Below are 23,796 nucleotides of genomic sequence, written 5' to 3'. Positions count from 1 at the left end.
CTCAGTAGACCTTCAGGTCGTAGCTCCCGCCGGTTTCGCCTATGTCGTGGATCACGATGAAGGCAGGGCCGGTATAGGGGGCCGTGAGGGTGAAGCTCTCGGAGCCCTCGCTGCCTCCGTCGGCGATCGAGAATCCCCTCGCATAGAGGTAGTCTTCGTAGTACGGGAGGCTCATGAACTCGTCGAAGTCCATGTCCCTCGAGGCGACGGTGACATCGAAGTCCGCCGGGGGAGGGGGGCAGTCGAGAACGATCCAGTAGTCCGTGCCCTCCATCACCGTCAGTGTGTACACGGTGGTGGCGCCCCTCTCGAGCACGTCGGTGGACGAGAGAAGGGGCTCGGTCGATAGAAGTGCAGCCAGTACAAGCAGATCGATCATTGCATCCTCCTGATCGGTCCGGGTGTCATGCCCGTCTAAACTGCAGATACCGCCGTCCCGGGTCAACTGTTCCCTCCTTCGTGCATCCCGTCATGGCGGAATCCATGGCCTTCCCGGAGGTTCCCCGCGGTGGATCGCGCCTCAACCGGCCATGCCATGGGACGATGAACCGATCCTGCCCCGGGTTCGGGGCGCCCGGCCCATATCGCGGGAGATCGATGGAGAGCTTAACCGATAGTCGATTTATCGGCGGAATATATGAGATTCGCGAAACCGGACCGGGCCCGTCATTCCCCGTCCCGGCGTCCCGGGTTATTATCGATCTCCGGCCGGGAGCACCCCGGCATCTCGATGGAGGAGCGACTTGGGCACAGTTCTGGACGCGATAGAGCAGAAGCACAGGAAGAGGGCCGTGGCCGCGGTGGACGAGGCAGGCCTGGTGATCCCCCTCACCGACGAGGCCGCGGCGGGAGCCTCCTATCATGCGGTGCTGCCCTGGGTGTCGGAGGGACGCGAGGTCTACAGGCGCAGCCTGATCCTGGCGCTGGACGCGGCCAGCCGCAGGGTGTTCCCCGAATCCGGCCTGTGGGTGGAGCACGCGCTCTCCCTGGGATACAAGTGCAGGCTGGAGGACAGGCCGGGGATCTCGAGCGCCGAGATCTGCGGCGCCCTGACGTCCGCCCTCGACTCCATCATAGCAGCCGACATCCCGTTCGGGACGGCGATGGCGGGAAGGGATCCGGGCGTGGCTATCCCGGATTCCCTCGGGAGGTGGTGGGACGGCTCGATCCCCTACCGCATCAACTTTCTGGAAGGTTCCTCCGCTTTCGGCACAGGTCCGGTCCTCCCGTCCACGGGGATGCTCGAACTGTTCGAGCTCCACCCGCTCGACGCGGGCTTCGTCCTGAGGTTCCCCGGCTCCCTCGAATGGCCTTCCATGGCGCCCTGGGAGGACAGGCCCAAGCTGGCCAGGGAGTTCGACCTGGAGGAGAAGCACGGCTCGAGGATGCGCGTCAGGGACATCGACGAGCTCAACTCCAGGATAGAGGAGGACGGCGGCCTCGAGGTGGTGGCGATGAGCCACTTCTACCAGGAGTACCGCCTGACCGAGATCGTGATGGCACTGGAGGGGATGTTCCCGATGCGGCGGGTCGTCACGATAGCCGGGCCGTCCTCGAGCGGCAAGACCACCTTCACCAGGCTCCTGGGGATGTCGCTGAGGGCTCAGGGTTTCGGCGTGAAGAGCATCAGCGTCGACAACTACTTCAGGAACCGGGACGATACTCCGAAGGATTCGCACGGCGATTACGACTTCGAGTGCCTCGAGGCTCTGGAGACCGACCTGTTCGGCAGGCATCTCAGCGAGCTGCTCGACGGGAGGGAGGTGCTCCTGCCCGTGTTCGACTTCATCGAGGGGGTCAGGAGGGACGGGCAGACACCGATGAGGCTGCTCCCCAACGAATTCCTGCTGATCGAGGGCATCCACGGGCTCAATGACAGGCTGACCCCTGGAGTCGATCCGTCGGCGAAGTACAGGATCTATGTTTCGGCCCTCACCCAGATGAACATCGACAGACTCACCAGGATGTCCACCTCCGACTCCCGGCTCATCAGGAGGATGACGCGCGACGGAAGGACCAGGGGCTATTCGGGAGAGGAGACCATCCGGAAGTGGCCCAGCGTCAGGAGGGGCGAGAGGCTCCACATCTTCCCGTTCCAGGAGATGGCGGATGCGATGTTCAACTCGTCCCTTCCATATGAAATCCCTGTTCTCAAGCCGTTTGCCACACCGATACTGGAAACCGTCCCCGAGGGGAGCGGGTCCTACGACACGGCGCGCAGGCTGCTCTCGGTCTTTTCGCTGGTGAGGCCGATCGACGCGGATGTAGTCCCACGCCTGAGCCTCCTGAGAGAGTTCATAGGGGGGCACCTGCTGGGGCAGGGCTGACCGGGAAAGGAGGTCGCTATGCTGATCCCCCTTGCCATCCTCATGGTGACGATCGGTTCGCCCGACGGCGGACCCGGACACAGGGTCGCCGCCCTCACCAGGCATGACGGAGCCTTTGCAGGTGATGCCGAGTCCCCGGCCGACCAGGACGTGGTGCGTTACGAGATAGATCTGGAGATCATACCTTCCGAAGAGGAATTGGATGGATCATGCAGGATCTGGTTCACCCCCGGCACCACCCCTCTGACGGACCTCCTCCTCGAACTGAAGTCGCTTGCGGTGCAGTCCGTCACAGGCCCGTCGGGCGCCCTCGCGTTCACCCACGAGGGAGACACCCTGCTGGTGGACCTGGGTCCGACCATCTACCCGGGCGACACATCGTGGGTCGAGGTGGCCTACTCCGGCCAGCCCTGGAACGAGGGACCCGGCAAGTTCGGAGGCTTCTGGTTCCACCCCTACGTCTCCTACCAGATGGGCGTGGGCGTCTACACGATGCCGCCGTCGCTGGGCAAGTGCTTCTTCCCGTGCCACGACCATCCCGCGGACAAGGCCTCGTTCGACTTCCTCGTCACAGTGGACGACAGCGTCGAAGTCGTGGCCAACGGCAACCTGCTCGGCGTCTCCTACGCGGGCGGGAAGGCGACATGGCACTGGGCTCTGGACGAGGAGATGTCGACCTACCTCGCGGCGGTCTCGGCGTCAGAATACGTCGACCTGGCGGATTCGACCCTCCCATGGATCCATTACTATGTCTACCCGTCCGAGGTACCTGACGCCCTCGGCAGCTTCCAGAACGTCGACCTGATGATGACGAGGCTCCAGAGCCTCTTCGGCCCGTACCCGTGGGACTGCAAGTTCTCCTATGTCGAGACCCCGAAGGGCGACATGGAGCACACCTCGGAGGTCTACCACCTCCAGTCCCTGATAAACGGGCAGACGAACAACGACCCGATCGTGGTACACGAGATGGGGCACTCATGGTGGGGCAACTGCGTGACGGAGTCCGACTGGGACGACGTCTGGCTGTCCGAGGGGTTCGCGACCTACTGCGAGGCGCTCTGGGCGGAGTACTACGGCCCCGATGCCTATGACGAGTACATGGTGTCGGACATCATGGTCCCCTACCTGCAGAGCGGCGAGGTGTTCCCCCTCGGCGAACCGGAGGAGCTCTGGGGCTACACGACCTACCAGAAGGGCGCGAGCGTCCTGCACATGCTCCGGAACGTGGTGGGGGACGAGTGCTTCTACGAATCCCTGTCGGGATACCGGGCCCATCACGCCTTCGGGCTCGCGACAACCCTGGACCTCGAGGGACACTTCGAGGAAAGCTACGGGTCCGATCTCTCGTGGTTCTTCGACGAATGGGTCTACGGAGTGGCCTATCCCGTCTATGACATCGACTATGAGATCACCCAGGCAGGGTCGGTGTGGGAGCTCGACATCTCGGTCCACCAGGCCCAGGGCGGAGGGACGTTCTTCACGATGCCCCTGGAGTTCTCGGTGCACGGGATCGGCGGCGACTCGCTCGTGACGATGTGGAACGACGTGCAGGGGGACACGGAGACGTTCATCTTCGAATTCGAACCCCAGAGCGTGGTTTTCGATCCGGGACACCATGTCCTGTCCACATCGCTCCTCGGTGTGGATCCCGACGTGCCCGAAGGCGGGGCAGGTCTCCTGCGCGTTTCGCCGAACCCTTCGGGCGATTCCGGGCTTGTCCTGTACTGGCCCGGGATGGACGGGGAGCCGTTGAGCATCATGGTCTATGACCTCACGGGAAGAGTTGTTGCCCGCCGGTCGCTCGAGCCGGGCGAGCGCTCCCTGGGGAGCCTATCCCTGCCTGCGGGCACATACCTCCTCGAGGCGGTCTCGTCCCGCGGACTCCGCCAGACCACCCGCCTGACCATCCTGTGAATGCCAGTCGCCGGGCTGACTCTCGAGAAAGGTAACTTGACCACAGCCTGCGATGTGACTACAATGTAATCACGAAGCAGGGAGGCGGCATGAAGGCGCGCATAATCCGGATAGGCAATTCCAGGGGTCTGAGGCTTCCCAAACCACTCATCGAGCAGGCGGGCATCTCCGACGAGGTCGACCTTCAGATCCGTGAGGGATCCATAACCATCTCCCGCGTCGAAGCGCCGCGGGCCGGCTGGGCCGATGCCTCAGCCGCCCTGTACCGGAACGGAGGGGATGATCTCCTGCTGGATCAGCATCAGACCCGCTTCGACGAATCAGAGTGGGAATGGTGAAGGCTCCGGAGGTCCGCCGCGGAGACGTGCTGCTGATAGACCTCGATCCGACTGTCGGCGGGGAGATCAGGAAGATGCGGCCCTGCGTGGTCGTCTCACCCGACGAGCTCAACTCGCATCTCAGGACGCATATCGTGGCCCCCCTGACGACCGGGGGTCATCCATACCCCTTCAGAGTCCCCTGCCGCTTCCAGGACAGGGACGGATCCATAGTCCTCGACCAGATCCGCACAGTCGACCGGGATCGTTTCGTCAGGCGGGTCGGGTCTATCGCGCCGGCTGTGCTCGATCGAGCGCTGTCCGTCCTGCGGGAGATGTTCTCGCCCTGATCAGGGCGAGAAGAGAACCGTGAGCATCACCGACTCCTCAGACCCATCGCTGCATTCTGGGAGCGGAACGGTCTAGCGCCCGAGCAGCACCACCGGGCCGGCGGGTTCGCCGCCGGCGATGACCCGGTAGGTGCCGGGGGCCTGCCCGGTGATGTCGAGCGATGCCTCACCGCCGGGGGAGGTCGTCGATGCGACGAGCCTGCCCGCCATGTCCACCACTTCCACCAGGCAGCCTTCCGGTGCGGAAACCGTGAACAACCCCGCCGTAGGGTTCGGGCTGGGGGCATGGATCACCGGCATTCCCTCATCCGGAGCGGATGTGTACCAGGTCTTGTAGATCGCGCCCCTGGGGCAGTAGTTGACGCATATCCCGCATCCTGTGCAGAGTCCTGGGTCGATGACCGCATCGCCGCTCTGGATGCTGATGGCACCTTCAGGACACGATCCTATGCAGTTGCCGCATCCGTTGCAGATCGCGGGGTCGACCTGGTAGATCCACCCGAGGACGGAGACGATGGCTGCCAGCAAGGGCACGGGCATCGGGCACCCCTCTTCCTTACGCGAGGCTCCCGCCGCGGGGGAGCCGTATCCGGCATCCGAGCCTCCTCCTCTGGATCTCGGAGGCCACTATCGCCACTACACTGGACACGTTGAGGCAGTTCCTCACGCCGGACTGCACGAAGTGCACGGAGAGCCCGCTGGCGGAGAGCGCCTCCGGGCTGATGCCGAGCGCCTCGTTGCCGAAGAGGAACGCATCGGAGGCATCGAAGTCCGCCTCGTAGAGAGGGATGCTGTCGGGTGTCCGCTCGAGGGCCACTACCCTGCGGCCGGTGCCGCGGGCCCACATGACCGCATCCCCGGCGCGTTCGAAGTAGCGCCATGGCACGCAGGCCTGCGTGCCCCTGGCGGAGTGTGCGAGCTTCCTGTTGCCGGGCAGCGCGCAGACTCCGGTGAGGAGCACCGCCGCCGGGGAGACCGCCTCGGCCGTCCTGAACGCGGAACCCACGTTGAATGCGCTCCTGAAGTTGTCGAGGATGAACAGGGGAGTCGTCCCGGGCGAGTGCAGCCTCGCCGGGAGGGCTGACATGTCCCTCTCGCCCTGGCTCTTCTGGCTCACGGCCTCGTACATCTCCGGCATCTTCCTCGCGCCGGTCCTCCACCCGCTGGCCGGCACATCGCTCGTACTGGGAGGGCTCGCCTCCGCCGCCTCAGGGAGGAGGCTCGCAGGCAGGCTGCTGCTCGCCTGCGGCCTCTTCCTGCTGGCAGCATCCGGGAAGGTACCGCATGCAGGGTCGTCCCTGCAACCCCCGGGCAGGTCGGGCGTGTTCGAGGGCCGCGCCGAGGTCGTCACCCGCGAGGGCGCCGTGCTGCTCTGCGACGCGGGCAGGATCTGGCTCGACGGCAAGTGGATCCACACCGATACGATGGAAGGCGACTCGCTGAGGGTGCTGGGGCTCGAGCAGCGGGGCTCGCTGTCCGTCTGCGACCACACCGTCATCCGCTCCCGCGACCCTTTCGCCAGGCTGAGGAGGAGGGCTCTGGAGACCTGGCGGGCGAGGCTCGGCCCGGGCACACCGTCGGCTCTGGCCGCCGCTCTCGTCTCTGGCGACAGGTCGACCCTGTCCGACGCCGTCCGCCTTCTCTTCAGGGAGACCGGGACCACGCACATCCTCTCCGTCTCCGGCTACCATGTCGGTGTCGTCGCCGCCATGTCATATCTCCTCGTCGGAAGGGGGCTCAGGCGCAGGCGACCCCTCTTCGCCGCCCTGGTGTGCCTCGCGATGACCGCCGTCTACACCCAGTTCTCCGGCGCCAGGCCCCCCGCGGTCAGGGCGGCCGTGATGGCCGTCTCGGCCGCGTTCCTACCGGTGCTCGGCATCAGGGCGCCCGGGCATTCCGTCTGGGCGATCGCCGCCGCGGCCGTGCTCGCCGCCGATCCGGAATCGGCATACGACGCAGGAGCACAGATGTCGTTCGTGGCCGTGCTGGTGCTCACCACGATCAGGTGGCGGTTCGGGCCTGCCTGGACGGCGCCCCTGACCGGCCTCTTGTCGGGTATCTCGATCACGATGGGGCTTGCGCCCATCCTGACTGGCCTGTACGGCGGCCTGGCGCTCGCTTCGGCTCCTGCCACGGTGGCGACTACGCCGTTCATGGCCCTCACGATGTTCGCGGGTGCGCTCTCGCTGCTTCCGATCGTCTGGATGCCCTTCGCGAGGATCGAGGAGTGGTCGGTCTTCCTCTGGCTGGGCCTGCTGGGTCTCATGCGGCTGCCGGTTGTGCGGTTCGAGGGCGGACACTGGGCCTGGCTCTGGGTGGCCGCCATGGCCGCGTGCTGGCTGGTGTCGGAGAGGAGGGGCTTCCTCCGCAGGTTCGGCTGAGCCTACTGCGCGGTCTCGAACGTTATCAGGACGCTTCCGCCGTTGTCCAGGGCATCCTCGGTATGGTCGAGCCCGAGAGCCTCGACCTGGGCGCCCAGGGGCAGGTCGAGCATGAGCGTGTCTCCCGGGAGCACCGCCGCCGCCCAGCGCCCCTCCCCGGGCCGGTGGACCACCAGGACCACCAGGCCGTCGTATTCGCTCAGGTTGTCGTCCTCGACCAGGACCCTGTAGCTGCCGGACGAGAGCGAGATGTCACGCGCGCGGTCCATCACGCCCAGGTGATAGGCGGCCGACACCGTGATGCTCGGGGTGAGCTGCGGGATGAACGGCAGGAACCTGACCGAGTCGACCGCGGAGGGGGTGGTGACCACTATCGTCACGGAATCGGAGAAGCCTGGGTCGGGATGCCAGGTGACGCTCCTGCCGCCTGCCGTGGGTTCGTCGCTCTCGGCGAATCTGCCGGCGGAGCATGTCCACACCGCCGACGGCCCGTCGGGCAGGAGGGTGGACAGGTAGGTCGTCCCCGAACCCGATGCGTCGATCGAAGCCACTATCCCGGAATCGTCGAGGTCCTGGCCCGTGCTCTCCGACACTATCCAGATCCCCAGTGCGAGAATGGGGATGACGAAGGGGAGGGCGATCGCGACGACGGACCTCACCCTGCTGGCCGTGCGCCTCCTCAACTCGAACCTCCCTGGTCCGGGGCGTCCGCCCCGAGGATGATCGCCGCCGCCTCCGCAAGATCCGCCGCCACATGGTCGGGAGGGCTTCCGGGCCTGGCGAGCCCGGCCTGCTCCCGGCCCCTGCCGGTCATGACCAGGACGGTCTCGAGGCCGGCCCTCCTGCCCATCTCCATGTCGGTCTCCGCGTCGCCCACCAGCCAGCCCCCCGGGGGAAGGCCGAGGTCGCGCCTGGCAGCCTCTATCATGCCCGTTTCCGGCTTCCTGCAGGAACACCCCTCGTCGGGCCGGTGCGGGCATACGTAGACGCCCGAGAGCCTTCCCCCGACGGCCTCTATCCTGCGGGACATCAGGGCGTTTATCGAGTCGACCGTCGATGCGTCGACCAGCCCGCGGCCGATCGCCGACTGGTTCGTGACGACGACCACGGGATGCCCGGCGGCGGACAGGGCGGCTGCGGCCTCGAGCGAGCCCGGTATGGGCATCCACAAGGACAGGGTCCGGACGTAGTCGGGGACGTTCTCGTTGATGACCCCGTCCCTGTCGAGGAAGACGGGCTCGCGCACCTAGCGGCGCCTCCCCCTGTGATGCGCGACCAGGTCGGCCAGACCCTCCTCGAACCCTATCTCGGGCTTCCAGCCCAGCACCTCGGCCGCGAGCCGCGCGTCGAGGGATATCCTGAGTATCTCCTCGGGGAGGGGGGGGCCCTGCTCGGGCACGAGTTCCGTGCCCGTGAGCCTTCGGATGATTCCGTCGAGCTCCCTGACCGACCTGCCCTCGCCCCACCCGATGTTGAAGATGCGGCCCGATATGTCGCTCCTGTCGAGATCCATCGCCATGAGGTTGGCCCTGGCGATGTCGCGCACGTGGACGTAGTCCCTGAGCTGGCTGCCGTCTCCGTTGATCCTGGGCCGCCTGCCCTCGAGGTAGGCAAGGGTGAAGATCGCCGTGACCCCGGCCTCGCCGTGCGGGTTCTGCCTGGGCCCGTAGACGTTGGGATATCTCAGCACCACGTAGTCCAGGCCGTAGAGGTGCCGGTAGAGGAAGAGGTAGTGCTCCACGGTGTGCTTGCTTATGCCGTAGTGGCAGATCGGGTTGACGGGATGGCTCTCGGCCACGGGGATGGTCTCCGGCTCGCCGTAGACCGCGCCTCCGGTGGATGCGTAGATGACCCTCCTGACGCCGCCCGACCGGGCCGCCTCGAGCAGCGAGATGGTTCCCCTTATGTTCACGTCGGCGTCGAACAGGGGCTCCCTCACCGACCTCCTGACGTCCATCTGGGCGGCATGGTGGCACAGGATGTCGAATCCTCCGTCCCTGACCACGGATGCGGCCTCGGGGCTCCTTATGTCGAGCTCGTGGAACACGGCGCCCGGGTTCAGGTTCTCCCTGAAGCCCGTGGAGAGGTCGTCCATCACGTGGACCTCGTGGCCCCTGTCGATCAGCATGTCGGCCACGTTGGACCCTATGAAGCCGGCGCCGCCGGTCACCAGTATCCGCATCGGGAGCCTCCGTGTTTCGGGTCTTCCGCACTGCTGCATCCGGGTTGTGGACAGATGCGCGCGGGCGTAGTCATCATACTGCGTCTGGAGGTCATGATGAAAGTACTCGTCGTCTGCGGGGGGCGTTCCGCCGAGAGGGAGATCTCCCTGGAATCGTCCCGGTTCGTCCTGGAGTCCCTGGCCCGTGCCGGGCATTCGACCGTCACGGCCGTCATCGGTTCCGACGGGGCCTGGACGGTCGACGGCGCCGGTGTCTCCGTTGACATGTCGAAGCCCAGGTGGGAGCTGTCGAGGTGCGGCGCCGCAGTCGGATTCGACGTTCTCTTCCCCGTCCTGCACGGAACGCTGGGGGAGGACGGGACGATCCAGGGTCTCTGCGAGATGGCCGGCTGGCCCTGCGCCGGGGCGGGGGTGATGGCCTCGGCGGTCGCCATGAACAAGATCGTGTTCAAGGAGCTGGCCTCCGGCGCCGGCATCCCGGTGGTCCCGTGGATCGAGATACTCGCGGGGCGTCCTGCACCCGGTGCCGGGGAGATCATCGCCGGACTCGGCCTGCCGCTGTTCGTGAAGCCGGCGCGCCTGGGCTCGAGCGTGGGCATCTCGAGGGCGGCCGATGCCGGGGAGCTCGAGGAGGCCGTCGCCAGGGCCCTGGAATACGACGAGCTGGTCCTGGTGGAGAAGGCCGTCGAGCACGCGAGGGAGATAGAGGTGAGCGTCCTGGGCACCGGCGCCTCGGTCGAGACCTCCGTCCCCGGCGAGATCGTCCCGGGGAGGAGCTGGTACGACTACGAGGCCAAGTACGGCTGTTCCGACTCGCGCCTGCTGATACCCGCCGGGCTGGACGCCGGACGGGCCGCGGAGGTCCGTGCCCGCGCTGCTCGGGCCTTCTCCCTGCTCGGGGGGAGGGGCTTCGCGAGGGTGGACTTCCTCGCGGGCGACGACGAAGTGTACCTGAACGAGATCAACACGATCCCCGGTTTCACGGCCATCAGCATGTTCCCGAAGCTCTGGGAGGCCACGGGCCTTCCCGCGGAAGGCCTGATGGACGCCATCCTCCGGGAGGCCCTCTCCAGGCCCCCCGTCGGACTCTGGAGGTAGCCTTGGGCAGGTTCAGGGTCGACCTCAGGAGCGATACCGTGAGCGTGCCGTCGCTGGGCATGCGGAACGCGATGGCCCACGCAGAGGTCGGTGACGACGTATACGGCGAGGACCCCACCGTGAACGCCCTGGAGGAGAGGGTTGCCGGGATGCTCGGCTTCGAGGCCGCCGTCTTCATGCCGAGCGGCACGATGTCCAACGGAGTCGCGGTCAGGGTGCTGGCCGATCCCGGCGACGAGGTTGTGTGCGGCAGCAGGAGCCACGTCTACATCTTCGAGGGGGCCCAGGCTGCCCTGAATGGCGGCATCCAGCTCCACAGGCTCGACGAGGGGCCAGACGGCCTGCCGGATCCTTCCGAGATCGACGCGACCCTGGCCAGGAGTCCCGACATCCACTTCGCGCCACGAAGGCTGGTATGCCTCGAGAACACGCACAACACCCTCGGAGGCCTGGTGCTCCCGCGCGCGGGTGTCGACGCCGTACGCAGGGTCGCCGCGGCGCGGAAGGCGAGGCTCTTCCTCGACGGGGCAAGGCTCTGGCATGCCGCGACCGCCCTCGGATGCGACATCGCCGACCTGTGCTCCGGGTTCTCGCTGGTCACTGTCTGCTTCTCGAAGGGGCTGGGCTGCCCGGTGGGCTCGGTGCTCGCAGGCGGGAGGGACGAGATAGCCAGGGCTCGGTGGTTCAGGAAGCGTCACGGGGGCGCGATGAGGCAGACAGGCATCCTCGCGGCCGCCTGCAGGTACGCCCTCGATCACAACCTCAGGAGACTGGAGAGGACGCATTCCTGGGCGAAGGCCCTGGCTTCGGCCGCCGCGGCCTCCCCGCTGCTCGAGGCCGATCCTTCGCGCGTACAGACCAACATCGTGATCGTGAGGACCCCCGGAATAGGTTCCGATTCGGTCGTCTCCGCCCTGGGCAGCCTCGGCATAGGCTGCCTGGCGATGGGCCCGGAGAGCTTCCGGCTCGTGACGCATCTCTCACTGGCGGAAAAGGATGTGAGGTTCGCCTCGGACATCCTGTCCGCATTCGGAGGCTAGGATGAGGGCGGGAGTGATCGGTGTCGGCCATCTCGGCTACCACCATGCGAGGATCCTGAGATCCCTGGCGTCCGAGGTGTCGGTTTTCGACGTGCGGGAGGCCAGGGCGGCCGAGGTCGCGGCGGAGCTCGGGGTGAGGCGGGAGGCGTCCGCCGCCGGTCTCCTCTCCAGAGTCGACGCCGTCGTCATAGCTTCGAACACCGTCACCCACTTCGACGTCGCGATGGAGGCCCTGGCGGCCGGCAGGCACATCCTGGTGGAGAAGCCCATCGCGTCCGATTCCGACCACGCGGCCAGGATGGCCTCGGAGGCGGAGTCGAGGGGTCTCGTGCTCGCAGTGGGGCACGTGGAGCGCTTCAATCCCGCGGTCGTCGCGGCCGGTTCGGCCATAAGGAATCCGATGTTCATAGAGGCTCACAGGCTCGCGCCCTTCAAGCCCAGGGGCACCGACGTCTCCGTTGTGATGGATCTGATGATCCACGACATCGACCTCGTCCTCTCGTTCGTCGATGCCCCGGTCGCGGAGGTGCACGCCTCGGGCGTGGCGGTCCTCACGGACAAGGTGGACATCGCGAGCGCGAGGGTGCTGTTCGGGAACGGCGCCGTGGCCAACCTCACGGCCAGCCGGATATCCAGGGAACCCATGCGCAAGCTGAGGTTCTTCCAGGAGAGGGGGTACGTCTCGGTCGACTTCGCCGGCAGGACCGTCGAGGCCCTGAGGGTCGAGGGCGATTCCATCATACCGGTGGCCGTGGAGGTGAAGGAGGCGGACCCCCTGACCTGCGAGCTCCAGGACTTCCTGTCGGCCTGCGCGGGCGGCGGCAGGCCCCTCGTCGGCGCCGCCGAAGGCGTCAGGGCGATAAGGGCGGCCGAGCTGATCTCCTCCAGGATGACCCCGGGACCGGCCTGATGCTCCTGATGGTCTCCGCCGGGGAGCCCTCGGGGGACCTCCGGGCGGCGGAACTCTGTTCCGAACTGTCGAAGAGGGCGGACATCCCGTGCTTCGGCCTGGGTGGCGACGCTATGGCCGGCGCCGGCGTCGAGCTGACAGCCCACCTCGCCGACTATTCCGTCATGGGGTTCTCTTCGGTGCTGGCCTCGCTCGGCAGGCTCCGCGCGCTCGAGAAGGAGCTCAAGCGGCAGTGCCTCGCCAGGAGGCCCGACGCACTCCTCCTCGTCGACTACCCCGGGCTGAACCTGAGGCTTGCGAAATGGGCGCGGACGAGGGGCTTCAGGGTCGTCTACTACATCTCGCCCCAGTTCTGGGCCTGGGGGGGATGGAGGCTCCGCGGGATCGCCCGCAGCGTCGACCTGATGATCACGCTCTTCCGATTCGAGGCGGACATCTACGGGCGGAGAGGCGTGAGGGCGCTCTGGTGCGGACATCCCCTGGTCGATTCCATACCGGCTCCTTCGCCCGGGGGGCAGGCCCTGGCCCTCCTTCCGGGAAGCCGCCCCGACGAGGTCGCGAGGCTCCTGCCCCGGATGCTCGACTGCGTCGATCTGATGAGGGCTTCGGGCGATACCCGGGAGGTGCGCGTCGCCGTATCGCGTACCGTGCCCCGCGGACTCTACGAAGGCGCTGCGCAGAGGCGATGCTCCCTGGTGGACGGGACCGCCGCGGCCCTGCCCGGCGCCCGTGCGGCGCTGGTCTGCTCTGGTACGGCCACCCTGGAGACCGCGCTCCACGGAGTCCCGTTCGTCCTCATGTACAGGACCTCGTCGTTGAACTACCTGCTCGCCAGGCTCCTCGTCAGGGGAGTGGACAGGATCTGCCTCGCCAGCATAGCCGCCGGCAGGAGCGTCGCGCGGGAGCTGGTCCAGGGGGATGCCACCGGTGAGGGGGCCATCGAGGCCCTGGCACCGCTGCTTGCAGATTCTGCCGAAAGGGTCCGTGCCGTCGAGGAGCTCGACCTCGTGCGAAAGTCGCTCGGTCCGCCGGGAGCCGCGGCCAGGGCCGCGGAAGGTGTTCTCGCCGGACTCGCCACGGAGTTCCGTGATACGTGATCTCGTCGCGGGCGACAGGGGCTTCGCCGGCCTCATCCTGCTGACCCTGCTCCGGGCCGGCTGGAGGGTGGACTACCGGAGGCCTCCCGCCGGCCGCGCCGGGCGCCCCAGGGGGCTTCCAGTCCTGTACTGCCTCTGGCACGGACGGCAGATCCCCCTCGTGCTGAGCCACCGGCGCGAGGGCATCACGAGCCTGGTCAGCCTCAACAGGGACGGCGACTACGTCTCGAAGGTGGTGGAGCTGCTGGGCTTCCCGGTCATAAGGGGATCGAGCTCGCGCGGCGGGCTCGAGGCTCTCCGGAGGATGGCCTCGGTGCTCAGGTCGGGCGTCGACTGCTCCATCACCCCCGACGGTCCCCGCGGACCCGTCTACAAGGCCAAGGCCGGGCTCGTGCAGATATCCAGGCTGGGCCGCAGGCCCGCCGTTCCCATAGCCTCGTCGGGATATCCGGCAGCCGTCCTCCATTCCTGGGACTCCTTCAGGCTGCCTCTGCCCTTCGCCAGGATGGTCGTCGTGGAGGGGCGCGCCGTGCCTCCGCCCCCGAGGGGCGTCACGGCCTCCCAGGCCGCTCTCCACATCGAGCACGAGATGATGCGCGTGACGAGGCTCGCCGACTTCCTGTCGGGCCCTTCTGGCAGGCTCTTCGAGGCGGCGTCGGAAACAGCCGGGCGCCTGCTCGGACCTGCCGTCGCCGCCGCGATGATCCGCAGGCCCGGGGAGGAGCGCAGGCAGAGGATGGGCATCGTAGCCCCGAGGGCCGACAGGCCGGTATGGATGCACGGCTCCTCCGCAGGCGAGATCAACGGGCTGCTCCCCCTGGCCGTGCACCTTCGCGCGCGAGGCATCCCCGTCCATCTCACCTGCTTCACGCCGGCGGGCAGGGAGGCCGTCGAGCGGTCCGGAGTGCAGGGGAGCTTCCTGCCCCTCGACAATCCCGACTGGGTGGGCAGGTTCCTCAGGGCGGTCGGGCCCAGGGCCCTCGTCCTCGCCGAGACCGAGATCTGGCCCAACCTCCTGCTGCGCACCCTCCTGGCATCAGTCCCTTGCATCTCGGTGAACGCCAGGATCTCCGCCGGGAGCCTGCGCGGATACCGGCTCCTGGCGGGCGGCTGCGCCGGGAGGCTGCTGTCGTGCTTCTGCGCGGTCCTCTGCAGGACGGGGGATGACGCCGCCAGGTTCAGGGAGCTCGGGGTCGACCCGTCGATCATCGAAGTGACCGGCGATACGAAGGCCCTGAGCGATCCCGGCGATCCCCCCCCGGAATGGATGGAGAGGCTCTCGGACTGCGGCCCCGTGCTCGTGGCGGGATCCACGCGCCCGGGCGAGGAGGAGGTCGTGGCCACCGCGGCCCGGGAGGCCGGGCTGTTCCCGGTGATCGCCCCGAGGCATCTCGAGAGGCTGGGGGAGGTCGAAGCGGCCCTGGGGGGACTGGGTTTCCGCACCATGCGCTGGTCGGAGCCCGGGCCTCCTCCGGATGGCGGCTGCATGATAGTGGATTCCAGGGGCATGCTCTCACGGCTGTACGGATGCGCCACCGTCGCATTCGTGGGCGGGACGATCGCCCCGTTCGGAGGGCACAACATCCTGGAACCCCTGCTGCGGGGCATTCCCACCGTAGTCGGTCCGAACCACGGGAGCTTCGCCCGGGAGGTCGCGAAGGGCGTCGAGATCGGCGCGGTTGCCGTCTCCGACCAGGAAGGCCTTTCCGGGGTCCTTCGACGGATGATGAGATGCGGGGCGGATCCTGCGGTCATGAGGGATCTGGGCATGTCACCCGGGCGCGAGGCGCTCGGGCGCTTCGAAGAGGCCCTTCGCAGGGCCGGAGTCTGGATCTGAGGCCGTGAGGAGGCCTGACCGGATCCATGCCGCGATTGCCGCGAGGCGCGGGGGATGGAGGTTTGCCGGCGCTGCCCTGGGCCCCGTGGCCGCCCTCTACGGCCTGGCAGCCGCTCTCAGGAGGCGTGCATCGGCGATGGGGCTCGGGCGCAGGATCAGGGCCGGAGTCCCGGTGGTGAGCATCGGCAACATCGAGATGGGCGGCATAGGCAAGACGCCGGTCACGATCTGGCTTGCCCGCAGGCTGGTCACGGAGGGTTTCCGGGTGGCGGTCGTGGCCAGGGATCTGAACAGGAGTGCGGGGGAGCCGCTGAACGCTTCTCTCTCGTCGCGTTCGTCCGGGGCGGGCGTCCCCTCCGACGAGGCGCTCATGCTCGCATCCGACCTGCCGGGATGCAGCGTCTACGCCGGACCGGACAAGGCGGCGGCCGCGCTCAGGGCGGCTTCGGAGGCGAAGCCCGACATGCTGCTGGTGGACGACGGTTTCCAGCACCTGAAGCTGCACAGGGACATGGATGTGGTCGTTCTGGACTTCGAACACCCGCTGGGGCGGGGAGGGGTGCTGCCGGCAGGCACGCTGAGGGAGTTCCCGTCGGCCCTCGCGGCCGCCGACTGCTTCTGGGTCAACAGGGTGCCCGCGGGGCGGACCCCGGAGTGGCTCGCCAGATCCCTCGCCCTGTTCTCTCAGCGCGCCTCTGTCGTGAACAGCCGCCCGGTCCCCGTGGCCCTCGAGATGCCCGGAGGCGGGAGCGTCGATCCGAGGGGGCTCAGGGTGCTGGCATTCTGCGGGATAGGCAGCCCCGAGTCCTTCCGGGGCACCCTGGCGGAAGCAGGATGCGATGTGGCGGGATTCTTCGACTTCCCCGACCATCACTTCTATTCGCTCTCGGAACTCGTCGGGATGGAGGAGCGCAGGAAGGAGCTGAAGGCCGACCTGCTGGTGACGACCCGGAAGGACGCGGTCAAGCTCGGAACGCCGGGCATCAGGCTCAACATATGTTCACTCAGGATCGAACTGGAGGTCTGGGGGGAGGCGGACCGCCTGCTGGCGGAGATCGCGGCCCTGGCCGGGAGGAGCGGGAGATCGTGATCAGGAGATGCGACGTGCTGATCATAGGAGGCGGCCTGGCCGGAATGTCCTGTGCGCTGGAACTGCCCGGGTCCGTAAGGGTGCTCCTGCTGAGCAAGATCAGTCTGCCAGCCGGCAGCACGAGCCTTGCCCAGGGCGGCATAGCCGCGCCGGTGGGCGCCGATGACAGCACCGACCTCCACCTCGATGACACGATCAGGGCAGGCGGAGGCATGGTGGACGCGGAGGTCGCGCGGGAGATCATCTCGCGCGGGCCCGCCCTGATAGAGAGGCTGGCCTCCTGGGGGGTGCGCCTGGAGGGCGCCGACGAGGGGGTCGGCAGCATGGAGGGCGGCCACAGCAGGAGGAGGGTGCTGCACTACCTGGACAGGACCGGCAGGTGGATCAGCGACCTGCTCACCGGGATGTGCCGGTCCCGCGGGAACATCGAGATCATGGAGGGGGCGTTCGCGATCAACCTCCTCACCGCATCGCGGTCGGAACCCGCCCAGACCGCGGCCGGATCGGACAGGTGCCTGGGCGCGTACGTCCTCGCCGACGGGGAGGTGTTCACCGTCCTGGCATCGGAGACGGTCATAGCCACCGGAGGGGCGGGGAAGGTCTACAGGTACACCTCGAACGACGACTGGGCCACCGGGGACGGGATAGCCATGTCCTGGCGCGCCGGCCTTCCCGTGCGCAACATGGAGTTCTACCAGTTCCACCCCACATGCCTCTTCCACCGGGACCGCAGGAACTTCCTGATCACGGAGGCGCTGAGAGGGGAGGGGGCGGTGCTCCGCAACCTCACCGGCGAGCGCTTCATGGAACGCTACGATGCACAGAGGCTCGAGCTGGCCCCGAGGGACGTCGTGGCCAGGGCGATAGACTCGGAGATGAAGAGGCTCGGGCACGACCACGTCGTCCTCGATGCGACAGCCCTGGGCAGGAGGGCTCTGGAGGAGAGGTTCCCCGAGGTGACCGAAGGTGTCACATCGGTCGGCATCAAACCATGGGAGGAGCCGATCCCCGTCGTCCCCGCGGCCCATTACTGCGTCGGGGGCGTAGTGGCAGGGATCGACGGCTCGACCGAGATGGAGGGGCTGAGGGTGGTGGGCGAGGCCGCATCTACCGGGCTCCACGGTGCCAACAGGCTGGGCAGCAACAGCCTTCTCGAAGCGGGAGTCATGGGCATGGAGGCGGCACATTCCGTGGCCGGCTCGCTCAGGCCGCTCCCCGCCGATCTCTCGGTGAGGGACTGGTACTTCGGGAGGGCGAGGCCCCTTTCGGAGATCGTGCTGATCGAGCACGACTGGGCCGCCGTGAGGAGCACCATGTGGGACTACGTGGGCATCATCCGGACCGACCGCAGGCTGCGCAGGGCGCTCCGGATACTCGACGTGATCTCGCGCGAGGTCGAGGAGGACTACTGGTCCCTCCTGCCCCAGAAGGACCTGCTCGAACTGAGGAACCTCTGCGACGTGGCCGGCATAATCGTCCGTTCGGCGCTCCTCCGGCGCGAGAGCCGGGGCCTCCACTACAACCTCGACTGCCCCGACACCGTCCCGCCGGGGAGGGACACGGTGATAAGGCACTGATGAGGGCTCGCCCGGGCCCGTTCATGTCCGGTGCGCCGCTCGCGGCTCTCCTCGCCCTGGCCGCGTGCTCCCCGGCCCCCGTCTACACGGGCGGGGGGATCGACTGCAGGGGGGCCGCCTGGTCCGCCGGGGTCTCCTCGAACGCCGGGGAGCCGGTGACGGGCGGCGACAGGCGCATGATGGACATCATCGAGGGCTGGATCGGAACTCCCTACAGGTACGGGGGGGAGACGAAGGACGGTGTGGACTGCTCGGGCTTCACGCAGGCGGTCTTCGCCGAGATGGGGATCGCGATCCCGAGGACCGCGGGCACTCAGGCGGAGGCGGCCCGGCAGGTCCAGCCCGGCGACCTGAGGTTCGGCGACATCATCTTCTTCAACACGTCGGGAAGCGGAATATCGCACTGCGGCATCTACATAGGCGACGGGTTCTTCGTCCATGCCTCGTCGAGCCGGGGAGTCGTCCGGCAGTCCCTGGCCAATCCCTACTTCTTCAGCAGGATAGTGGGCGCCGGCCGGTTCCTATAACCCGTCGAACCCGGGGGGAAGCGGCTCGTACATTCCCAGGCAGAAGCGCACGGCCATGAGCCTCAGCTCGCTCGGAGCCGACGCGTCCTGCAGCAGCCTCGTCCAGAGCCTGCCGGCCAGGTAGTCCTCGCCCGTGACCATGTACGCGATGGCAGCCGAGGCCAGGGCTTCGGCGGGAGGGTACTCCGCGGCCACCGCGGCCTCGAGCCTGGCCCTCGCAGCCATGACGTCGCCCTCCTCCCACGCCATGAGTCCGAGCAGCAGGGCGGCCCTGGGCTTCCCGGACACCGGTTCGAGAACCGCCCGTGCGGAGCCGGCATCCATCCTGCCGATGAGGAGCAGCGCCAGGTCGTAACGCGGCACCGACCAGCCGGGATCGACCGTCATGGCCTCCCGCAGGCTCGCCTCCGACTCCTCCTCACGACCCGCTCCGTGCTGACCCGTGGCCTCCCTGACCAGCCTGGCCGAGGCCAGCCTGTTCTCGAGGGCCTCCCTCATCGAAGGGTCGAGCGGGAGCGTGACGATCGAGCCTGCCGCCGGAGCCTGGTCGGGCATGAAGCCCGATGTGAGCGCAATGGCCTCGTACCCCTCGCCGTTCTCGGAGTCGAGGATGGCCCAGGCCAGGAACCTCCAGGTATCTCCATCCTGCCAGACGTAGTCGAGGGTGGTGCCGCCCGAGACGGCGATCTCCGGCGCGACCGCGGCCTCCCTTGGCGCGCACGATGCGGCGGCGATCAGCAGGGGCAGGGCGGACATCCGCCTGATGCTCATACAGCCTCCGACATCGCTGCCGCCTCATCCAGCACGTCCCTGACGTCCTCCTCCGATTCCACCCGGACGGCCCTGGATCTGAGGGAGGCTGCTCCGCGGAATCCCTTCAGGTAATGCACGAGCTGGCCCCTGAAGGCATGGAATACGAAGGGCTCGGGCATGCAGGCCCTCATGAGCGAGAGATGCTCGAGCACGACCGGGGCGAGTTCACCCGGCCCCGGCTCGGGGGTGCCGGTACCGGACGCGGCCCTGAAGAACCACGGCCTCCCGATCGCGCCGCGTCCAACGAGGATGCCCGACGCCCCGCACGAATCGCGCATCCGCAGAGCTGCGGCGGGGGTGGTCGAATCGCCGTTCGCCACGACGGGTATGGGTGAGGCCTCGACGATCCCGGCCATCTCCGGGAGCCTGACCGGGCCCTCGAACATGTCGGTCCGGTAGCGGCCGTGGACGGCCAGCGCGGAAGCCCCCCTGGCCGCCGCCATCGCCCCGATCTCGCGGGGGAGGGGCCTCGAGGGATCCCAGCCGAGCCTGATCTTGAGCGTCACGGGGAGGCCGTCCGCCCCGGCCGACACCGCCGAGACTATGTCGAGCAGCCTTGGGACATCGAGGAGGAGAGCGGCGCCCGACCGGCTGGCGAGCACCTTCCTGACCGGACAGCCCGCGTTGATGTCGATGAAGTCGAAGCCCATCCCGGAGACGGTGCGCGCGGCCCGCTCGAAGTCGGCGGGTTCCGAGCCGTAGAGCTGGACACCGAGTGGCTTCTCGTGGATCGAGAACGAAAGCAGCCGGCACGATCCGGCGGACTTCCTCGAGAGCCCCTGGACGCTCACCATCTCGGTGACGCACGATGTCGCACCGAGCCTCCTGCAGATGATCCTGAAGGCCGAGTCGCTGAAACCGGCCATCGGGGCCAGCGAACAGCCGTGGGTGTACTCCCTGGGGGCGGCGGTCAACTCCGCCCCCCGGGGCAGGATCGGCCGGACAGGCTCTCGAAGCTCGCTGCCGCGTCGAAGGAGCTCCTCACGAGAGGTCCGGAAGCCACCGCCAGGAAGCCGGCGGCGAGCGCCTCGGCCTTCCACCCGTCGAACTCCTCGGGAGTGACGAACCTGTCTACGGGATGGTGGTTCCGGCTGGGCATCAGGTACTGGCCGAGCGTGAGGATGGAGACGCCTGCGTCTCGAAGCCCGGCCAGGGAATCCCTCGTGTCGGCGGCCGTCTCTCCGAGACCGAGCATCATGCCGCTCTTTGTGGGTATTCCGGGAGCCATGGCTCTGAACCGGGCGAGCACCTCGAGGGATGCGCGATACGAAGCCCCCGGCCTGAGCACCGGGAAGAGCCTCTCCACCGTTTCGATGTTGTGGTTGAAGACGTCGGGGCGGGCCTCCGCAACCAGGGAGAGGCTTGCCGGATCGCCCCCGAAGTCCGGCGTCAGCACCTCCACCCGGGTGCCCGGGCACAGCGAACGGATCTCCCGGATGGTGTCGGCGAAGACGGATGCACCCCCGTCGGGCAGGTCGTCCCTCGTGACCGAGGTCACCACCGCGTACGAGAGCCCGAGCTCCCGGACGCTCCCGGCAACCCTGCCGGGCTCGCCGGGATCGGGCGGGGGAAGGGAGCCCGACGCCTTGCGGACGGCGCAGTAGGCGCAGCGCCTGGTGCAGGTGTCGCCGAGGATCAGGAAGGTCGCCGTGCCCTTGTCGAAGCAGCGTCCCTGGTTGGGGCAGGCGGCCTCCCTGCACACGGTGTGGAGGCCGGCCCCGCCTATGAGCCTCCGCACCCTGGCGGCCCCGTCGCCGCCCAGCGTGGAGGTCCTGAGCCATTCCGGCATGCGGTCCCTCACTCCCATTCCAGCGCCTCCCGTTCCAGGGAATCCCTCATGGCTCCGAGACGGCTCACGTCGAGGTCGCCCTCCTCCAGGGCTTCGGGGGTGCATACCGCGGCCCTGGCGAAGGCGGAATGGAGCGGTTCCCGGACGTCGCCGGGGGTGATGCCGGGGATGAAGTCGCCGAGGCCGCGGACTCCGGACGAGAGGACGTCCCTGACGGAGCATCTCGATCCGGCGTCCGCCCCCGGGAGGAAGTCCGCGAGCCTTACCTGATCGTTGTACACGATGATGGAGCCGTGCTCGAGGAACGCCCCCCTCCTCCGGGCCTGGGCGTTTCCCACGACCTTGCAGCCGGATACGATGACCTCCATGCGGCCGTGCGACGTGAAGCAGGGGTTCGAGGCCGTCCCGCGGGGGAGATGGTGCCTGTCCGCCCGGGCCAGCGTCGCGGGCACGCCCAGGGATTCGAGCGCTTCGACGAGCATGCCGCCCGTCATGGCCAGGCTCTGCTCAATGGAGCCCGACGCCGCGGGATGCCCGGGTGCGGCCGCGATGCAGTACGTGAGTTCGTTCTCGTGCCATACCGCCCTGCCCCCGGTGGGTCTGCGCACCGCTCCCACGCCGGCGGCGCGCAGCGCTCCGGCCGAGATCTCCCTCGAGGGGTCCTGAAGCCTCCCGATCGAGACGCATGCAGGCTTCCAGGTGTAGGTCCTCAGAGCGAACCCGATCTCACCGCTCTCCGCCATGGAGAGCAGGAGCGAGTCGACCGCCATGTTCCACGGGCCCCCGGAAGCGCCCGACCTGATCTCGATGATCCGACCCAACCGTCCTCCGGTCCCCGGCGGTGGAACCGTTGTCATCGCCGGAGGTATCAGATAGATTGAACAACAACGAACCGGAGGTGCCCTTGAGAGCGTTCCCGTTCGTCATGGCGGCCGTCTGCGTCCATGCGGCCTCCGGAGACGGAATATACCGGGATGCCGGAGCCTCGGCATTCCAGTTCCTCAAGATCGAGGTCTCGGCCCGCGCCGCCGCTCTCGGCGGCACCGTGCTCTTCAATTCCGGACCCCTCTCGGGATTCTCGTGCCCCGCGGGCCTGGCGCGCCTCGACGGCGCGAGCGTCTCGGCGAGCCATGCCAGCTATTTCGGCTCTGCCAGCCAGAACACGGCCTCTCTCGTCGCGGCTTCCGGAGGCCTGCGTTTCTCCGCGGGGATAAACGCGCTCTCGGCAGGAGGGCTCGAGTACAGGGGCGACGAACCGGTGGCAGAACCTCTCGGAACCTTCGACTACCTCGACCTGGCTCTCTCCGGTGCGGTTGCGGCCTCGTCGGGCCCCCTCGATGCCGGGGCAGGCATGAAGCTGCTGCACGAGGAGATCTGGGAGACTGACGAGTGGGGCTTCACCGTCGACGCCTCGGCCGCGGTGCACCCCCTGCCCTGGCTCGACCTGGGCCTCGCAGTGCAGAACATCGGTCCTTCGGCCGACTTCGGCAGCCGGCCCGGGTACCGGATGCCCATGACCTGGAGGGCCGGGATCTCGACCCGGGCCGAACTCCCCTGGGCCGGCCCCGCAGCGCTCTCCCTCGAAACCTGCAAGCCCATCGACAACGACATGTCCGGCGGGGCGGGGCTCGAACTCTCGCCGGCGGCGTGGCTCGACCTGCGCGGCGGGTACCGGCTGGGAAACGACTCCCAGGACCTCACCGCGGGCATCGGCCTGTCCGCGGGCGCCTGGGCCCTCGACTACGCGTGGATCCCGGGTGCGATGTCCCTGGGGGACGTCCACAGGATCGTGCTGACCACCGGGATCTGACCTGAGCGCCATGAGGATCCTGCTGACGAACGACGACGGCATCGGAGCGCCCGGGCTCGAAGCCATGGAGGCTGCGCTCCGCTCCTCCTGGGAAGTGTATGTCGTGGCTCCAGCCGTCCATTGCAGCGGGTCGGGCCATGCCCTGGGGCTCTACCGCGACATCGAGGTCACGAGCACGGGCGGGCGCTCCTGGTCGGTGGGCGGAACCCCCGCCGACTGCGTCAAGCTGGCGATCCGCGAGCTGCTGGGATTCATACCCGACCTGGCGGTCTCCGGTATCAATCCCGGGCCGAACCTCGCGAACAACGTCCACTACTCCGGCACCGTCGCCGCCGCCAGCGAGGCCGCCTTCTGGGGCATCCCCGCCATCGCCGTGAGCTCCGGGTCCCCTTCGCCCCTGCACCTGGGCTGCGCCGCCGAGTATGTTGCAGGCCTGATCCGTTCCGGCGTGCACGCCTCTATTCCCCCCGACTCGGTGCTCAATCTCAACATCCCGGATGCCCCCTCCTGCATGCTCGGCCCGCCGGTGTGGACGAGGACGGGCAGGTTCTCGCAGGATGCTCCCTTCATCGTACTCGAGCCGGGGCGATCCTACCGGTACGGCAGATGCCACGAACTGCCCCTCAGGGACGAGAAAGGCACCGACGTGGAAGCACTCAGGGCCGGATTCGTCAGCGCCACCCTCCTCGGGCTCGACAGGAGCCTTCCGGGTTTCAGCATGCCGCAAGGGGGCTAGG

Annotated in this window: 25 protein-coding genes; 15 read left to right on the top strand and 10 right to left on the bottom strand. The window is 67.9% G+C overall.

Annotated elements, in window-relative coordinates:
- Nucleotide 1: 1 nt before the first annotated feature.
- Nucleotides 2–379, bottom strand: a complete 378-nt coding sequence (locus QUS11_05350) for a hypothetical protein (GenBank protein MDM7992720.1) — start codon at nt 377–379, stop codon at nt 2–4.
- 364 nt (nt 380–743) lie between these two features.
- Here QUS11_05350 and QUS11_05345 point away from each other — a divergent pair, with 364 nt between their 5' ends.
- The 4 genes from QUS11_05345 (at nt 744) to QUS11_05330 (ending at nt 4,908) form a co-directional block, all read left to right on the top strand.
- Nucleotides 744–2,327: a nucleoside kinase gene (locus tag QUS11_05345; protein ID MDM7992719.1), complete on the top strand. Its 1,584-nt coding sequence runs from the start codon at nt 744–746 to the stop codon at nt 2,325–2,327.
- An 18-nt stretch (nt 2,328–2,345) separates the two neighbouring features.
- Entirely contained in the window at nt 2,346–4,241 is a 1,896-nt protein-coding gene (locus QUS11_05340; protein MDM7992718.1) for a M1 family aminopeptidase, read from the top strand.
- 89 nt (nt 4,242–4,330) lie between these two features.
- A complete protein-coding gene (locus QUS11_05335) occupies nt 4,331–4,579 on the top strand; it encodes an AbrB/MazE/SpoVT family DNA-binding domain-containing protein (protein ID MDM7992717.1) in 249 nt (82 codons plus the stop codon).
- On the top strand, nt 4,573–4,908 hold the full coding sequence (locus QUS11_05330; GenBank protein MDM7992716.1) for a type II toxin-antitoxin system PemK/MazF family toxin: 336 nt from the start codon (nt 4,573–4,575) through the stop codon (nt 4,906–4,908). The genes QUS11_05335 and QUS11_05330 overlap by 7 nt, the downstream gene beginning before the upstream one ends.
- A gap of 72 nt (nt 4,909–4,980) precedes the next feature.
- Here QUS11_05330 and QUS11_05325 read toward each other — a convergent pair whose 3' ends face one another.
- Both QUS11_05325 and QUS11_05320 read right to left on the bottom strand, forming a co-directional pair.
- On the bottom strand, nt 4,981–5,448 hold the full coding sequence (locus QUS11_05325) for a 4Fe-4S binding protein (protein ID MDM7992715.1): 468 nt from the start codon (nt 5,446–5,448) through the stop codon (nt 4,981–4,983).
- A gap of 16 nt (nt 5,449–5,464) precedes the next feature.
- A complete protein-coding gene (locus QUS11_05320; protein MDM7992714.1) occupies nt 5,465–6,037 on the bottom strand; it encodes a TrmH family RNA methyltransferase in 573 nt (190 codons plus the stop codon).
- Between QUS11_05320 and QUS11_05315 the strand changes: the two genes are divergently transcribed.
- Nucleotides 5,994–7,289: a ComEC/Rec2 family competence protein gene (locus QUS11_05315; protein ID MDM7992713.1), complete on the top strand. Its 1,296-nt coding sequence runs from the start codon at nt 5,994–5,996 to the stop codon at nt 7,287–7,289. The genes QUS11_05320 and QUS11_05315 overlap by 44 nt on opposite strands.
- 2 nt (nt 7,290–7,291) lie before the next feature.
- Here QUS11_05315 and QUS11_05310 read toward each other — a convergent pair whose 3' ends face one another.
- The 3 genes from QUS11_05310 to QUS11_05300 are packed head-to-tail and all read right to left on the bottom strand — an operon-like array spanning nt 7,292 to nt 9,471.
- Nucleotides 7,292–7,972, bottom strand: coding sequence for a hypothetical protein (locus tag QUS11_05310; protein ID MDM7992712.1), 681 nt, complete (start codon nt 7,970–7,972; stop codon nt 7,292–7,294).
- Entirely contained in the window at nt 7,969–8,535 is a 567-nt protein-coding gene (locus QUS11_05305) for an HAD-IIIA family hydrolase (protein MDM7992711.1), read from the bottom strand. The genes QUS11_05310 and QUS11_05305 overlap by 4 nt, the downstream gene beginning before the upstream one ends.
- Complete coding sequence (locus QUS11_05300) at nt 8,536–9,471, bottom strand: NAD-dependent epimerase/dehydratase family protein (GenBank protein MDM7992710.1); 936 nt, start codon at nt 9,469–9,471, stop codon at nt 8,536–8,538.
- Between the two features lie 96 nt (nt 9,472–9,567).
- Here QUS11_05300 and QUS11_05295 point away from each other — a divergent pair, with 96 nt between their 5' ends.
- From QUS11_05295 to QUS11_05260, 8 genes are read left to right on the top strand one after another with little or no spacing between them, the layout of a single operon-like run.
- Complete coding sequence (locus tag QUS11_05295) at nt 9,568–10,569, top strand: D-alanine--D-alanine ligase family protein (GenBank protein MDM7992709.1); 1,002 nt, start codon at nt 9,568–9,570, stop codon at nt 10,567–10,569.
- 2 nt (nt 10,570–10,571) lie between these two features.
- Nucleotides 10,572–11,609 carry a GntG family PLP-dependent aldolase gene (locus QUS11_05290; GenBank protein MDM7992708.1) on the top strand — a complete coding sequence of 346 codons (1,038 nt, stop codon included), beginning with the start codon at nt 10,572–10,574 and terminating at the stop codon, nt 11,607–11,609.
- A gap of 1 nt (nt 11,610) precedes the next feature.
- The gene (locus QUS11_05285; protein MDM7992707.1) at nt 11,611–12,519 is read left to right on the top strand and encodes a Gfo/Idh/MocA family oxidoreductase; all 909 of its coding nucleotides are present in this window, start codon (nt 11,611–11,613) and stop codon (nt 12,517–12,519) included.
- The gene (gene lpxB, locus QUS11_05280) at nt 12,519–13,616 is read left to right on the top strand and encodes a lipid-A-disaccharide synthase (protein ID MDM7992706.1); all 1,098 of its coding nucleotides are present in this window, start codon (nt 12,519–12,521) and stop codon (nt 13,614–13,616) included. The genes QUS11_05285 and lpxB overlap by 1 nt, the downstream gene beginning before the upstream one ends.
- The gene (locus QUS11_05275; GenBank protein ID MDM7992705.1) at nt 13,606–15,453 is read left to right on the top strand and encodes a glycosyltransferase N-terminal domain-containing protein; all 1,848 of its coding nucleotides are present in this window, start codon (nt 13,606–13,608) and stop codon (nt 15,451–15,453) included. Before lpxB ends, QUS11_05275 begins: the two co-directional genes overlap by 11 nt.
- Before the next feature lie 4 nt (nt 15,454–15,457).
- The gene (gene lpxK / locus QUS11_05270; protein ID MDM7992704.1) at nt 15,458–16,543 is read left to right on the top strand and encodes a tetraacyldisaccharide 4'-kinase; all 1,086 of its coding nucleotides are present in this window, start codon (nt 15,458–15,460) and stop codon (nt 16,541–16,543) included.
- Nucleotides 16,540–18,120 carry an L-aspartate oxidase gene (gene nadB / locus QUS11_05265; protein MDM7992703.1) on the top strand — a complete coding sequence of 527 codons (1,581 nt, stop codon included), beginning with the start codon at nt 16,540–16,542 and terminating at the stop codon, nt 18,118–18,120. Before lpxK ends, nadB begins: the two co-directional genes overlap by 4 nt.
- Complete coding sequence (locus QUS11_05260; protein ID MDM7992702.1) at nt 18,120–18,647, top strand: C40 family peptidase; 528 nt, start codon at nt 18,120–18,122, stop codon at nt 18,645–18,647. The genes nadB and QUS11_05260 overlap by 1 nt, the downstream gene beginning before the upstream one ends.
- Here the strand turns inward: QUS11_05260 and QUS11_05255 are convergent.
- The 4 genes from QUS11_05255 to QUS11_05240 are packed head-to-tail and all read right to left on the bottom strand — an operon-like array spanning nt 18,642 to nt 22,070.
- Entirely contained in the window at nt 18,642–19,418 is a 777-nt protein-coding gene (locus QUS11_05255; GenBank protein MDM7992701.1) for a hypothetical protein, read from the bottom strand. The genes QUS11_05260 and QUS11_05255 overlap by 6 nt on opposite strands.
- A complete protein-coding gene (locus QUS11_05250; GenBank protein MDM7992700.1) occupies nt 19,415–20,374 on the bottom strand; it encodes a tRNA-dihydrouridine synthase in 960 nt (319 codons plus the stop codon). The genes QUS11_05255 and QUS11_05250 overlap by 4 nt, the downstream gene beginning before the upstream one ends.
- A complete protein-coding gene (gene lipA / locus QUS11_05245; protein ID MDM7992699.1) occupies nt 20,371–21,267 on the bottom strand; it encodes a lipoyl synthase in 897 nt (298 codons plus the stop codon). The genes QUS11_05250 and lipA overlap by 4 nt, the downstream gene beginning before the upstream one ends.
- Entirely contained in the window at nt 21,258–22,070 is an 813-nt protein-coding gene (locus QUS11_05240) for a biotin/lipoate A/B protein ligase family protein (protein ID MDM7992698.1), read from the bottom strand. The genes lipA and QUS11_05240 overlap by 10 nt, the downstream gene beginning before the upstream one ends.
- Before the next feature lie 83 nt (nt 22,071–22,153).
- Here QUS11_05240 and QUS11_05235 point away from each other — a divergent pair, with 83 nt between their 5' ends.
- Nucleotides 22,154–23,059: a PorV/PorQ family protein gene (locus tag QUS11_05235; GenBank protein MDM7992697.1), complete on the top strand. Its 906-nt coding sequence runs from the start codon at nt 22,154–22,156 to the stop codon at nt 23,057–23,059.
- Nucleotides 23,060–23,069: 10 nt separating this feature from the next.
- Nucleotides 23,070–23,795, top strand: coding sequence for a 5'/3'-nucleotidase SurE (gene surE / locus QUS11_05230; GenBank protein MDM7992696.1), 726 nt, complete (start codon nt 23,070–23,072; stop codon nt 23,793–23,795).
- Nucleotide 23,796: the final 1 nt, after the last annotated feature.

Origin of the sequence: Candidatus Fermentibacter sp., from assembly GCA_030373045.1 — a bacterium.
In the GTDB taxonomy this organism is placed as follows: Bacteria; Fermentibacterota; Fermentibacteria; order Fermentibacterales; family Fermentibacteraceae; genus Fermentibacter.
The sequence above is the reverse complement of the archived record's forward strand: the minus strand, read 5'-3'. Positions and strand labels throughout refer to the sequence as shown.

Bases quoted from the DNA above. Each gene is read 5' to 3' on its own strand.
- QUS11_05255 (MDM7992701.1), bottom strand. From the start codon at position 19,418: ATGAGCATCAGGCGGATGTCCGCCCTGCCCCTGCTGATCGCCGCCGCA.
- QUS11_05320 (MDM7992714.1), bottom strand. From the start codon at position 6,037: ATGTACGAGGCCGTGAGCCAGAAGAGCCAGGGCGAGAGGGACATGTCA.
- surE (MDM7992696.1), top strand. From the start codon at position 23,070: ATGAGGATCCTGCTGACGAACGACGACGGCATCGGAGCGCCCGGGCTC.
- QUS11_05340 (MDM7992718.1), top strand. From the start codon at position 2,346: ATGCTGATCCCCCTTGCCATCCTCATGGTGACGATCGGTTCGCCCGAC.
- QUS11_05335 (MDM7992717.1), top strand. From the start codon at position 4,331: ATGAAGGCGCGCATAATCCGGATAGGCAATTCCAGGGGTCTGAGGCTT.
- lipA (MDM7992699.1), bottom strand. From the start codon at position 21,267: ATGGGAGTGAGGGACCGCATGCCGGAATGGCTCAGGACCTCCACGCTG.
- QUS11_05325 (MDM7992715.1), bottom strand. From the start codon at position 5,448: ATGCCCGTGCCCTTGCTGGCAGCCATCGTCTCCGTCCTCGGGTGGATC.
- lpxB (MDM7992706.1), top strand. From the start codon at position 12,519: ATGCTCCTGATGGTCTCCGCCGGGGAGCCCTCGGGGGACCTCCGGGCG.
- QUS11_05295 (MDM7992709.1), top strand. From the start codon at position 9,568: ATGAAAGTACTCGTCGTCTGCGGGGGGCGTTCCGCCGAGAGGGAGATC.
- QUS11_05260 (MDM7992702.1), top strand. From the start codon at position 18,120: ATGAGGGCTCGCCCGGGCCCGTTCATGTCCGGTGCGCCGCTCGCGGCT.
- QUS11_05285 (MDM7992707.1), top strand. From the start codon at position 11,611: ATGAGGGCGGGAGTGATCGGTGTCGGCCATCTCGGCTACCACCATGCG.
- QUS11_05315 (MDM7992713.1), top strand. From the start codon at position 5,994: ATGTCCCTCTCGCCCTGGCTCTTCTGGCTCACGGCCTCGTACATCTCC.
- QUS11_05330 (MDM7992716.1), top strand. From the start codon at position 4,573: ATGGTGAAGGCTCCGGAGGTCCGCCGCGGAGACGTGCTGCTGATAGAC.
- QUS11_05350 (MDM7992720.1), bottom strand. From the start codon at position 379: ATGATCGATCTGCTTGTACTGGCTGCACTTCTATCGACCGAGCCCCTT.
- QUS11_05300 (MDM7992710.1), bottom strand. From the start codon at position 9,471: ATGCGGATACTGGTGACCGGCGGCGCCGGCTTCATAGGGTCCAACGTG.